Origin of the sequence: Chamaesiphon sp. VAR_48_metabat_135_sub (assembly GCF_031418915.1) — a bacterium.
Lineage (GTDB): Bacteria > Cyanobacteriota > Cyanobacteriia > Cyanobacteriales > Chamaesiphonaceae > Chamaesiphon.
The window spans coordinates 1-11,318 of sequence record NZ_JANOJV010000323.1; the positions used below are offsets into that span (position 1 = coordinate 1).

At 43.8% G+C, this 11,318-nt stretch carries 14 protein-coding genes and 1 riboswitch; of the genes, 7 read left to right on the forward strand and 7 right to left on the reverse strand.

The genetic code is table 11. From position 1 onward, the window contains the following. From RMO55_RS21970 to RMO55_RS21980, 3 genes are all read right to left on the reverse strand, one after another. On the reverse strand, positions 1-714 hold a 714-nt coding region (locus RMO55_RS21970; RefSeq protein WP_310430262.1), incomplete at its 3' end, for a D-alanyl-D-alanine carboxypeptidase. A gap of 210 nt (positions 715-924) precedes the next feature. Continuing rightward, entirely contained in the window at positions 925-1,479 is a 555-nt protein-coding gene (locus RMO55_RS21975) for a PsbP-related protein (protein WP_310430263.1), read from the reverse strand. A 17-nt stretch (positions 1,480-1,496) separates the two neighbouring features. Then, entirely contained in the window at positions 1,497-1,634 is a 138-nt protein-coding gene (locus RMO55_RS21980; protein WP_310430264.1) for a hypothetical protein, read from the reverse strand. An 80-nt stretch (positions 1,635-1,714) separates the two neighbouring features. Here RMO55_RS21980 and cysC point away from each other — a divergent pair, with 80 nt between their 5' ends. Next, complete coding sequence (gene cysC, locus RMO55_RS21985; RefSeq protein ID WP_310430265.1) at positions 1,715-2,281, forward strand: adenylyl-sulfate kinase; 567 nt, start codon at positions 1,715-1,717, stop codon at positions 2,279-2,281. Between the two features lie 44 nt (positions 2,282-2,325). Here the strand turns inward: cysC and RMO55_RS21990 are convergent, their stop codons facing one another. The 3 genes from RMO55_RS21990 to RMO55_RS22000 form a co-directional block, all read right to left on the reverse strand. After that, positions 2,326-2,502, reverse strand: a complete 177-nt coding sequence (locus tag RMO55_RS21990; RefSeq protein ID WP_310430266.1) for a hypothetical protein — start codon at positions 2,500-2,502, stop codon at positions 2,326-2,328. Positions 2,503-2,521: 19 nt separating this feature from the next. After that, on the reverse strand, positions 2,522-3,292 hold the full coding sequence (locus RMO55_RS21995) for an SDR family NAD(P)-dependent oxidoreductase (protein ID WP_310430275.1): 771 nt from the start codon (positions 3,290-3,292) through the stop codon (positions 2,522-2,524). 76 nt (positions 3,293-3,368) lie between these two features. Further along, positions 3,369-4,823: a protein adenylyltransferase SelO family protein gene (locus tag RMO55_RS22000; protein WP_310430267.1), complete on the reverse strand. Its 1,455-nt coding sequence runs from the start codon at positions 4,821-4,823 to the stop codon at positions 3,369-3,371. Between the two features lie 77 nt (positions 4,824-4,900). Between RMO55_RS22000 and RMO55_RS22005 the strand changes: the two genes are divergently transcribed. Beyond that, a complete protein-coding gene (locus RMO55_RS22005) occupies positions 4,901-5,158 on the forward strand; it encodes a chlororespiratory reduction protein 7 (protein ID WP_310430268.1) in 258 nt (85 codons plus the stop codon). Here RMO55_RS22005 and RMO55_RS22010 read toward each other — a convergent pair. Then, positions 5,142-5,717, reverse strand: coding sequence for a DUF2854 domain-containing protein (locus tag RMO55_RS22010; RefSeq protein ID WP_310430269.1), 576 nt, complete (start codon positions 5,715-5,717; stop codon positions 5,142-5,144). The two genes, RMO55_RS22005 and RMO55_RS22010, sit on opposite strands and share 17 nt — an antisense overlap. A 221-nt stretch (positions 5,718-5,938) precedes the next feature. On the opposite strand from RMO55_RS22010, the gene RMO55_RS22015 reads away from it, so the two are divergent. The 5 genes from RMO55_RS22015 to RMO55_RS22035 all read left to right on the forward strand — a co-directional run. Then, complete coding sequence (locus RMO55_RS22015) at positions 5,939-8,698, forward strand: ankyrin repeat domain-containing protein (protein ID WP_310430270.1); 2,760 nt, start codon at positions 5,939-5,941, stop codon at positions 8,696-8,698. Positions 8,699-8,870: 172 nt separating this feature from the next. Next, a riboswitch (cobalamin riboswitch) is annotated at positions 8,871-9,032 on the forward strand. Positions 9,033-9,092: 60 nt separating this feature from the next. Then, positions 9,093-9,836 (forward strand): energy-coupling factor ABC transporter permease, encoded by a 744-nt coding sequence (locus RMO55_RS22020; RefSeq protein ID WP_396134453.1) that lies wholly within the window; start codon positions 9,093-9,095, stop codon positions 9,834-9,836. Beyond that, positions 9,817-10,158: an energy-coupling factor ABC transporter substrate-binding protein gene (locus tag RMO55_RS22025; protein ID WP_310430272.1), complete on the forward strand. Its 342-nt coding sequence runs from the start codon at positions 9,817-9,819 to the stop codon at positions 10,156-10,158. The genes RMO55_RS22020 and RMO55_RS22025 overlap by 20 nt, the downstream gene beginning before the upstream one ends. Positions 10,159-10,177: 19 nt before the next feature. Continuing rightward, on the forward strand, positions 10,178-10,969 hold the full coding sequence (gene cbiQ / locus RMO55_RS22030; protein WP_310430273.1) for a cobalt ECF transporter T component CbiQ: 792 nt from the start codon (positions 10,178-10,180) through the stop codon (positions 10,967-10,969). 124 nt (positions 10,970-11,093) lie between these two features. Continuing rightward, positions 11,094-11,318, forward strand: a 225-nt coding sequence (locus RMO55_RS22035) for an ATP-binding cassette domain-containing protein (protein ID WP_310430274.1), incomplete at its 3' end; no start/stop codon positions are given.

An 11,318-nucleotide genomic window follows, 5' to 3' on the forward strand; every position in this document is an offset into this window, starting at 1 on the left:
AATAGTATTATCTCGATCGCCTAGAACTGTCAAACTACGATTATCGACTTGCCAACTATTTAAGCTAGGATCTTTCCAGGTATATTTAAGTGGCATTCCAATTTGCTGTTGACTGACAATCAGCGAATTAGCATTTCGATCGAACATTAAACCATTAATTGCTGGGGCATAATCAGTCGATAAATCACCCCATTCCCAATCGCCGTGAACCTGTTCCCCACGAAAATAACTGTCGTCGAAATTAATTTGGTCGATCTGGCGTTCGCCGCGCTGTTTGAGTTGTTGGGCGATCGATTGCAATCCTGTTGTTGTTAGACTGGGATCGCCTCTACCCACCACTAATAAGCTGGATTTATTTCCAGTAAAAGGAAGCTGATATACCGATGTCCGCAATCGCATCGCACCGCCTAACTGACGCAGAGCAACTGCGGTCGTAATTAACTTGACATTAGACGCAGGAATGAATAATCGATCGCCATCCCGATTATAAAGTTGATTTGTCCCATCTAATTTCTGAACGACAATCCCCCATCGATAGCGGCGCAATTCGGGTCGATCGATTATCTCATTAATTGCTGTCGGCAGTCGATCGGCACAGATTGCGGGTAATGACGGCGAAGACGCTGGAATCGCTTGTGGCTGCTGTGCCTGCGCCGGAACGAGCGTTAACAATTGCACCAATAACCAGCCCCAGATTGTTGCGATTTTCATCATAAATGCACACCCAATTTTTCGATCCTCAGTCTACATGGAGTTAGAGTATTTTTGCTAATAACCCAAGTTGCTAGTTATAGGTTTTTAGTGGGATGGGTGTTAGGTTTTAGCTGTTAGGTTTTAGGTTTTATCCCATCGCCAATACCCAATACCCAATGCCCAATACCCAAATCTTTAACCTTGGTTATAACTAGCAACTTGCGCTAATATTTATTTTTTAAAGGTAAATGTGTTGAGGATCTTTTCGCCAGTTTCACTAAAATTAGCAAATTTATCCTGTTCGCTGGTAAAAGTCAGCACATAAGCTTTACCATCTACAATCCAATAATATTGTTCGACTTTCAAGCGAAATGGTGCATCATCCCAAGTAAAAATGGCTTTGAAATACTCACGACCGCCATTACTTTTCTTTTGGCTGTCGATGAGGTTAAAATTGGTTAGTGCTGCCTTCAACTGACCTTTCGACAGCTTGGCATATCGATCGAGGTCGATGGTCTGTCCCTTCAAATCTTCAATGACCAGATTAACATTTTCTCTGAATTTATCTTCTTTTGATTCCAAAGGAGCAAGAATCACAAAAACAGCTCCTATGCCCTCACTCTCTGCCAAATCCCAGTCATTAGGATATTGTAGAGAATAGTTCAATCGATCTAATTGTTTCCAACTATTGCTAATTGCTGCTGGCTGATTTGCTATTTGTTGGCTGTTTGCCTGTGCCCCTGCGAGACATGACAATAATAAGAGCAAAGGTAAGATTTTTTTCATATAGGTATTTAATTTTATTATTTAGATTGAATTATTTCTCTTGTCGATCGAGCTTTAATTTTAAATGCTGGTGTCGCCGCAATGAATAATTCTGCTGCATTGCTAACTACAGCATAACCCGTCTGTCGATCGACTGGATCGTCAGCAATTCCCAATTCAGAGTTTTATCGGTTTGGCAGTAACATGGGTTAAATGACGATCGAGATCGAATTGAATTAAAAAAGGAATAATAGAGATGAATCGACAACAACGAGGGGTAACAGTCTGGTTTACAGGATTGAGTGGAGCGGGCAAAACGACGATCGCACGTGCGGTGATGAAGGAGCTACAAACTACTGATGCCAAAGTAGAAATCCTCGATGGCGATGAGATCCGTCAAAACCTGTGTAAAGGATTGGGTTTTAGTACTGTCGATCGCCAGGAAAATATCCGGCGAATTGGTTTTGTTGCTAATCTTTTAACCAGAAATGGGGTAATTGTATTGGTTTCGGCAATCGCCCCCCATCTCGAAATTCGCCAAGAACTACGCCAAAATATTGGCGATTTTATTGAAGTTTATGTTAATGCACCTTTGGCAATTTGCGAACATCGCGATGTCAAAGGGTTGTATAAAAAAGTCAGATCGGGACTAATTGAGAATTTCACTGGAATTGATTCAGGTTATGATGTGCCACTACAGCCTGAAGTCGAATGTCAAACCGATCGAGAAACTGTGGCTCAAAGCACCAATAAGGTTTTACAGAAGCTAGCAGATTTGGGTCATGTCAGATCTGTAGTTAAGCAGCTCTGTCAAGTCGGTTGAGATCGGAAACCCAACAATCGCCTCGATCGATTTTAGTGCCATTACTAGCAGCCTGCCCTTACAACCGAATAAGATAGTCGCGTAATTTCAGTCCGATCGATATACATCAAGATACAACCGATCGCTAACATGAGAATACCAAAGATCGAACTAGTGACGATCGTCTGGCGATCTTTGGCTTGCAATTTTAGTTTAGTTTTAGTGTGCTGAATAATTTTCATGTGAGTTATTTTGCACGAATTACCAGGGTAAACGGCTACCATCCCAGGAAAAGAACTCCCCACTATCGCCGAAATCTAGTCCATCCATCACTATCAATAATTGTCCCACAGTTCGATCGACTGAAAATAACTTCTCTGGTGGAACATTACGTTGAAAGGGAAGCGATAAGCGCGTATCTGTCGTCCCAGGATGGAGCGCGACTAAAATTGCTTGGGGACAAGTTCTTTTATACTCGATCGCGGCAGTCCGAATAAACATATTTAATGCTGTTTTGGATGCTCGATAACCATACCAACCACCAAGTTGATTGTCGCCAATACTGCCAACTTTAGCTGAAATTGTCGCGAGGATCGATCGATCTTGATGCTTTAATAATGGCTGTACTTGTTTGAATAATAGCATCGCTCCCACACTATTAACTTGGAAATAACGTAACAGTTGTTCCCCATTAATATGTCGCAAACTCTTCTCTGGCTGCATCTCCCCTTCATGTAAAACCCCGACAGAGTTAATAACATAATGGAGCGTATTAGTCTCAGATTGAATCTGTTTAATCACCGCCGCAATTTGAGCTTCATCGGTAATATCCATTTGGAGACAGCACAACTTTGGATTTGTTATAGCTAGTAATTCTGTCGCTGACTCTATTCGTCGATAAGTCGCATAGACACGCTCGATATTATCTGCTGCGAGTAACCTCCTCACAAATCCCAACCCAATTCCCTGTCCCCCGCCAACAATTAATGCAGTTTTTAACAATAGATCGATCGACGTATCAATACTTCCCATGAGCAACTTCTCTGCGCCCCCTGCGCCTCTGTCTTGATTCGCTGCGGTCAAATTTAAAATATATTAAAGATAGTAACTATTCACCCGATCGAATCTTTTTCAATAACTCATAAAAAGGTTCCCAATTATTCTCTTGTGCAATCGGTTCCCAAACTGCTTCAATCTGTGGACGTAGCAAAATAGTTTCGGGATTAGCTTGCATCAGAATATCGCCGATCGAGCGTAACTCTGACTCAGGCAGATTAATCAAAGCTTGATGATAAAGTTGCAACCATTGATAATAAACAGAATTTCCCGCCACTTCTGGCATTAATTCTGTCTCATTTAAAATTGAATTGAGATCCTTTATCCATCGCAGCTTAAATGCTTGACTCAATTCAAAGAAAAATTGATGATACCCCACTTGAGTATCAGCCAATAGTTGCAACGTCGCAACTAATAACTCGTCCCACACTGGCGTAGTTTTTCCCACCAAACCTAGCTTGCGTAACATCAACTTTTTATAAGCAGGAAAATAATACTCCTCAAACTTAGCCAGTGCTGTTATCATCTCCGCAGTATCTATAACCGCACTTAAAGGCTGTTGAAGCAGTTCCAAATTTAGTTTACATATGCCAGGTTGATTGCCATAACTATAGCGGCCATAGTGGTCGAAATAGGCAGCGGTAAAATCAGGATTGTAAGTAGGAAGAAAAGCAAAAGGGCCATAGTCAAAACTTTCGCCAGTAATTGACATATTATCAGTATTGAGGACTGCATGACAAAAACCTGCGGCCATCCATTGAGCGACTAATTCGGCGACTCGCTGGACTAATTCGGTGTAAAATTGAGCATAGCGATTCTCGTTCCGAGAGGCTGTGCCAACGATAGTTTCAACTGCACTCAGATGAGGATAATAATATTCAATTGTATGGTCTAATAACTTCTGAATTAAATCCTTCCGTTTGAGATAATTTAACCGCTCGAAAGTACCAAAGCGAATGTGAGATCGACTAAATCGGACCATGACCGAAGAACGTGTCGGCGAAGGTTCATCCCCCCGCCATAAGTCCAAACCTGTCTCCACCATGCTCAAACAGCGAGAAGTGTTAACTCCCATCCGATGGAGAGCTTCAGCAGCTAAAACCTCTCGCACGCCACCCTTGAGCGTCAACATGCCATCGCCACCGCGAGAATAAGGCGTTCTCCCCGAACCTTTAGTCCCAAAATCGTACAATTCTCCATCGATACCTCGCACCTGTCCATACAGAAATCCTCGTCCATCGCCCAACCCAGGATTGTATTCGCCAAATTGATAACCGTGGTAGCGTAATGCCAGGAGCGGATGAGGTGGGTGAGAAAATTTGCCAAAAGCTTCAGTAAAATGTTCGTCACTGACTGCTGTGGGATCTAGTCCCAGTTGAATAAGCAAGTCATCATTGCGAAAGCGTAAAATCTGTTGGGGGAACTCTGCTGCTACTACGTCATCATAGTAGTCAGCACCTAGAGATTCTAAAGCAGGTTCGTATTTAAGTGAGAGGATTGGATTCATAAATTAATTGATAATTGCTAATTAATAGCTGTGCTTTAAAGTCCCTAAAATCTAAAACCTAAAACCTAAAACCTATTATGTCTGACTCTTTAATGTTTAATAATGATGCTTATGTTGTGCTAGAGACAGATCGACCGGAGGAATTACTTACTCCGGTAGAAATGTTTGATAAGCTCAAAAAAATTGTAATTAAGTTTGCTGACGACCTACCGATCGATGTCCAAAGAATTGCTGGTGTCGATGAGAGAGTACAATATCTCCTCGATACTAGCTGCGAGCTGGATCTGGCACCAGGAGAATACTTGCAATGGTATGTGGTTAGACTGGAGAAGTAATTGGTGCGGTTGCTGTATCGACGATTAGTGCAACATTAATTTCTTCTTTTTCTATGTCTGGTTCGATCGTAACTTTAATACCTGGTCCAAAAAATTTAGTAATTTTCTCGCGTTTTTCTTGCCAGGTTTCGATTGTAATAAAAGGAGAATAGAATTCTAAAATAAGTGCGTAATCACCATCGATTTCGGATTCTTGAAGACCTTTTAAAATCGGACGATCGTCATCGCTAGGAGCTAGTCCGAGTTTTTCCAAAGCCAAATCCAGATGAGCTTCTTGCCCGTACCGGAAGCGGGTGACATCTTTGCGAATTTGATTTAGTGTCGATGTTGCTTGTTTGTCGCGGAGCTTAATCACACTAGCAGAAGTGAGTTCGCTAAAAGGAACTGGTTCTAGTTCTGCTGACTTGAGAGCCAAACCGCCTAAGAGCAGGGGCACACCATAGAAGAAACCAATCAGATTGAAGGTAGGATCGTCGATAGCGTATGCAAAAAAGCCGATGAGTGCTAGCAAACCGCCAACATTAATCAAGACTAAACTAAGTGGAATTTGACGGAACATATCAACCTTGGATGAAAAACTGGAGTCTTTTCATTATCAACTAACTTAGAGCAAAGGGGTAACAGGGATGGGGAAAGGGCGATGCCGATCTCAACTGAGTGACTCTGAAAATTGGCAACAAAAAATGCCAGATCTAAATTTTGGGTATTTATTGGGGAAAGATAGAATTATAGGCGGTGCCGTGGGCACATCGCCTCTTCCCCAATTTGGACACAGCAATCATGAGTGTAGATCCCAAAACCCAGAGCTTATTTGACGCAATTGCCGCAGTTAGTTACGATCGAGTCAAGCTGGCGATCGATTCGGGGGCAGCAATCAATAGCGCCAATCATCGCGGCCAAACACCTTTGGCACTAGCTTGTCGTCAAGGTAATTTGGAGATTGTCGATCTACTGGTAGCTGCTGGTGCCCAAATGAAAGTCCAGCAAAGTCCGGCTTCCGGATTACCAATTGCTGTGAATGTCGATGCTAGTTCGATTTCGGTAGCAGAGGAAAATTTAGTTGAAGCTAAACTTGCCGAATCGTTAGATCGACAGGTCCCATTTGAAAATTTAATCGACCTGATTAATCAGCCTACAGGTAGCAAAGCTACTGAAATCGAGAAATTTATGCCCATCGTGTCTGAAGCTTCTTTCTCCAGAGCGGAAACTACCGAGCCAGATCGGTTCGACACAAGTAATCAAAGCGTGACAATGAACAAAGATATGTCTGGTGGTAGAGCTAATTGGCAAGATATGGAATCCAATGCAGAAGACACCTATACCTTCGATCTAGACAAAGTTTTTAATGACAACGCAGATCTTGGTAAGAGTCTACCAACTTTCAAGCAGACGGAAATGTTTGTCGATAGCGAAATCACCATGACCAGCTTTCAGCATCAATCCAATCAAGTCGAATTTGAAGCAGGTGAGACTTATGCTTTTGACCTCAGTCCCGATCTAGAAAAACTTACGGCTGATGCAGATCGAGAGCCAGATCGTCTATCAGTCCCAATGGGATCGTGGGGCGACACTGAAACCTGTATTTTGGAAGATTTTAGTTCGTTGGTCTCAACACCAGCGGTAGCTAGGGTAGCTGCTTTACCAGAGCTGCGATCCCAACAGATTGTCGATATGGATACGATGTTTGAAATGGATGAGGATTCCCTCTCGCTCAACAATACTTGGGAAGAGGGTGAAACTTATGCGATCGATCTAGACGATCTCAATCTCTACAAACAGATGCTGGGCAAAGATGTGACAGCCGAATCGATCGAAATTGCTGGTGGAGTCTCTATCGCCACCGAAGTAACCCCCTCCATTGAAGATCGACACTTACTTGCGGATATCGATTCTAGTTTATTTCCGGTTATTGCTGGGGATGATGAGCCTGACTACGATCCCGATACCCAAACTAGTACTGATATTTTCGGACAGGTTGCGATCGAACAAGATGATGAGATCGATCTCACGGGTGGATATGAGGAAAATTCTACCAATACCTCATTGATGGCAGCGGTAATCGACGGAGATCTCGATCTAGCCCAACAGGCAATTGAGGTGGGTGCAAGTCTCGATCGCTATGATTGGAATTTGGGCTATTCGCCGTTGGGGATGTCGATCGATCGCGGACATGCCGATCTCGTCAGGTGTCTACTCGCGGCGGGAGCCAATCCTCACTGTGGAAATATTGGGACTACCGCACTAGGATTAGCAGCGGAACGCGGTGAAGTCGAAATTATTCAAATGCTCTTACCACGAGGATTGAATGTGAACGAACCCGTCGGATCGGATGGTTGGACAGCATTACTATCTGCTATTAAAAATGGGCATCGATCGGTCGTCCAACTATTGGTGACAGCAGGGGCAAATGTCAATGTCTGGAGTCGCGGTGAAACACCAATTCTCCTAGCAGCTAAATGTGAAGAACGCGAGATTTATAATTATTTATATCCCCTCGTCAACACCATAATTCGACTGTGTGCCGATCGAGATGGCGAACATTTGCTCCAAGCTACGCGCAAACGTCGGATTCGCGAACAAAATCGTCCGGTGGAAAAATTCATCGAAATGGCGACAATGGGCAATATCGATGAGATTAATCGGGCCATTGAGATTGGCGTGGAAATCGATGAAATCGGTGCCAAAGGACATACCGCACTGATGGCTGCGGCTTATTACGGGCATCGATCGATCGTCAATACTCTTTTAGCTGCGGGAGCCAACCCCAATCTCCTTAGCGATGATGATGGTTTAGGGCTGGGGATGACAGCACTGATGCTAACAGCGGGGAGTTTCTTTGCTAGCAATCGTCAACAGGTGATGAAACTACTGATTGCTGGTGGTGCCGATATCAATCAACGGGGTGCTGGGGGCAAAACGGCGATCTTCCATGCCGCATTAGCTGGTTCTGGCTATGCGGATTGTGTCGAGACATCGATCGCGGCTGGTGCAGATCTCGATCTGCGTGACGATCGTGGACATACGGTACTGACAGCAGTAGCCGCAGCCGAAAATTACCAAATGTTAAATCTGCTGATTCAAGCAGGTGCTTCAACAGTAGGATTGGAATCAATTCAACTGATCCAAGCTGCAACTGCGGGCAATATCGAGCAAGTTCAATCGCTGTTGACAACTAAGGTGAATCTGGATCTCGATCGAGGTGCGGCAATTGGCAATGCTTCAGCAGCAGGGCATACCAAAATTGTCGAGCTACTAATTTGCGCTGGAGCTAATGTTAATCTACGAGATAAGTTAGGGTTCGCACCGATTTCTAGTGCTGCTTATGCAGGGTACGGTGAGATCGTCCAATTATTAATTGCCGCAGGTGCCGATATTCAAGCTCCAGCGATCGGACCTCAGCGTTATTCTGCTCTAGAATACGCTCAAATGGGTCTCTATCAATTTGATGCTGGAGCCTCTGGGCATGAGAAACGGCGAGATCGGGGAGACAACCTTCAACACGCTCAGATTATTCGGCAGTTAGAACGACTTAGCAAATAGTGGATAGTGGATAGTGGATAGTTACAGAGGGTATGCTGAGGGAAACCAGCATACCCTTACTTGTCGATCGAGATCCGATCCCTCTCACTATTATTCTCTACAGGTTCGATCGACAGCACATTTTAGATGCTAGACTGTAGCCAGTCGTCGGCAGTACTGCTCTGAAAAAAATTGATAATTAATCATTATTAATTATTAATTGCAAATCAGCCACGGAAATCAATGGGGAAAGATTGGTGCAAAGTCCAACGCTGTCCCGCAACTGTAATGTTTTCAAGCTGTTGAGTCTTGAATTAACTGAGTCAGAACACCCATCGATCGAAATAAATCACGTTCATCTGCGAGGTACAAGGTGACAAAATATCGAAATCGGCGAGTTGCTACATTGCTAGCAATGGTTGGCTTGAGCAGCTATTTAGTGGTCGGATCGCCGACACCAGCTCATGCCATGCATATTGCTGAAGGCTATTTACCCGTTCAATGGGCGGTGTTTTGGTGGATAGTTGCCATACCTTTCTTCTTATTGGGTTTAAGATCGATCGATCGGATTACCAAAGCACACCCAGAACTCAAACTCCTCTTGGCATTGGCTGGAGCCTTTACCTTCGTCCTCTCTGCACTCAAAATTCCCTCAGTTAATGGCAGTAGTTCTCACCCCACCGGAACGGGGCTAGGCACGATTCTATTCGGCCCGATGGCGATGTCTGTTATGGGTGGATTGGTGCTGCTATTTCAGGCGATCCTCCTGGCTCATGGGGGACTGACAACCTTAGGCGCGAATGCCTTCTCAATGGCAATTGTCGGCCCGCTGGTAGCTTACGTCGTTTATAATGCGATCGCCAAAACCGGACATCAGAAAATTGCGGTATTTCTGGCATCAATGTTAGAAGATTTGTGTACTTATCTAGTCACTGCAGTCCAATTAGCCCTGGCTTTTCCGGCCGCACAAGGCGGATTCATGGCAGCGTTCGTCAAATTTGTAGGTGTCTTTGCCATTACCCAAATTCCCCTGGCAATTAGTGAAGGTTTATTGACAGTGCTAGTATGGAATTGGCTCCAAGATTACGGTCAACAAGAATTGAAAACACTCGGACTATTTCAAAAGGGAAATAATTTAGATGCAAAAATCATCAATTAATGCGTGGTTATTAAGTGGTGCAGTCATCTTGTCTATGGCTCCAGTCTTAATGTATCAGGGCAAAGAATTTAAGGCAACAGATAGTATTAATATTACGGCGATCGAATCGGTTAGCCCTGGATATAAACCTTGGTTTGAGCCTGTAATCAAGCCATCTGGTGGCGAAATAGAAACCTTTCTATTTGCTACTCAAGCCGCGATCGGCTCGGGGGTCGCTTGTTATATTTTAGGGCTGTATAAAGGTCGCACCGAACGCCGGAAGATCGAAGAAGCCGCGACATCAACCGAATATCAAGCTTCTTTGTCAGGGAGACTGCTCTAATAGTAGAAAATAGCAATTAGTGCATATTCAGCTTGACACTCTCGCCTACAGCAATCGGCTGCGTCATTTACCCCCATCACAAAAGCTCTATTTTGCACTTGTAGTGCTATTGCTCGCCCTCATCACTCACTATCCAGTGCAAATCTTCATATTTGTGTGGATGAGCGTTTGGAGCGTGGTTTATGCAGGTATTCCGCGCCAAGTTTATAGTTCGATGATAGCTGGGGTTTTAGTATTTCTCGTGACTAGTATGCCAGCTTTGGCGATCGAATACACTAGATTTATCTCACCAGATATACGGGCTGACTCCTTGTGGCAAATGAGCGTATGGGTTGGACAAATCTATCTCAGTCGTCAAGGTTTGATTCAGGCGATCGAAGTTTTAGTTCGTTCTTTGGCTAGTACTTCCGCGCTATTTTTTATCGTGCTGACAATTCCCGCGATCGATTTAGCTATGACATTCAAGAGAATTGGCTGTCCGCCAATTTTAATCGAGCTTTCATTATTAGTTTACCGCTTTATTTTTCTGTTAGCAAACACAGCCCAACAGATTGTCACCGCCCAAGTCTCGCGCGGTGGTTATCGAACTCATCGGCTCAGGCTCAATAGCTTAAACCTTCTAGTGAGACAGCTAATTCGACGCACGGCCAGCCGTTATCAGCAGTCGATCCTAGGAGTCACAGCTCGTGGATTTCAACAAGAATTCCGATTTTGGCAACCTCAGTCTTATCAATATTCTCAACGTTACGCTCTAGAGTCAATAGTTGGGTGTTTGGTACTAATAATTGGAGAGGTATTATATCGGCTCTAATTGAGTATTTTATTACAAGTATCAGGTTGCAACTGCTTAAAATCTAGTCGGGAGAAATGCCAACCTTACGACTAAGTAATAAAGTAAATTGCCTATTCACTTTCAACTTTCAACTTCCAACCCTATGTCTGAGTATTTACTAGAATTCCACGATATCTACTATAGTTATCCGATGGCGAAAACTCCGACATTACAGGGATTGAGCTTTCGTTTGCCCAAACATCAAAAGACCGCACTAATCGGTCAAAATGGCTGTGGTAAATCTACGATGTTTTTAATCGCTGATGGTTTATGTCAACCCGATCGAGGAGTAGTCACTCTAGATAATTTACCATTAACATTCGATCGA

Coding starts and splice junctions, on each gene's coding strand:
- RMO55_RS21975 (WP_310430263.1), bottom strand. CDS start 1,479: ATGAAAAAAATCTTACCTTTGCTCTTATTATTGTCATGTCTCGCAGGG.
- cysC (WP_310430265.1), top strand. CDS start 1,715: ATGAATCGACAACAACGAGGGGTAACAGTCTGGTTTACAGGATTGAGT.
- RMO55_RS21990 (WP_310430266.1), bottom strand. CDS start 2,502: ATGAAAATTATTCAGCACACTAAAACTAAACTAAAATTGCAAGCCAAA.
- RMO55_RS21995 (WP_310430275.1), bottom strand. CDS start 3,292: ATGGGAAGTATTGATACGTCGATCGATCTATTGTTAAAAACTGCATTA.
- RMO55_RS22000 (WP_310430267.1), bottom strand. CDS start 4,823: ATGAATCCAATCCTCTCACTTAAATACGAACCTGCTTTAGAATCTCTA.
- RMO55_RS22005 (WP_310430268.1), top strand. CDS start 4,901: ATGTCTGACTCTTTAATGTTTAATAATGATGCTTATGTTGTGCTAGAG.
- RMO55_RS22010 (WP_310430269.1), bottom strand. CDS start 5,717: ATGTTCCGTCAAATTCCACTTAGTTTAGTCTTGATTAATGTTGGCGGT.
- RMO55_RS22015 (WP_310430270.1), top strand. CDS start 5,939: ATGAGTGTAGATCCCAAAACCCAGAGCTTATTTGACGCAATTGCCGCA.
- RMO55_RS22020 (WP_396134453.1), top strand. CDS start 9,093: ATGGTTGGCTTGAGCAGCTATTTAGTGGTCGGATCGCCGACACCAGCT.
- RMO55_RS22025 (WP_310430272.1), top strand. CDS start 9,817: ATGCAAAAATCATCAATTAATGCGTGGTTATTAAGTGGTGCAGTCATC.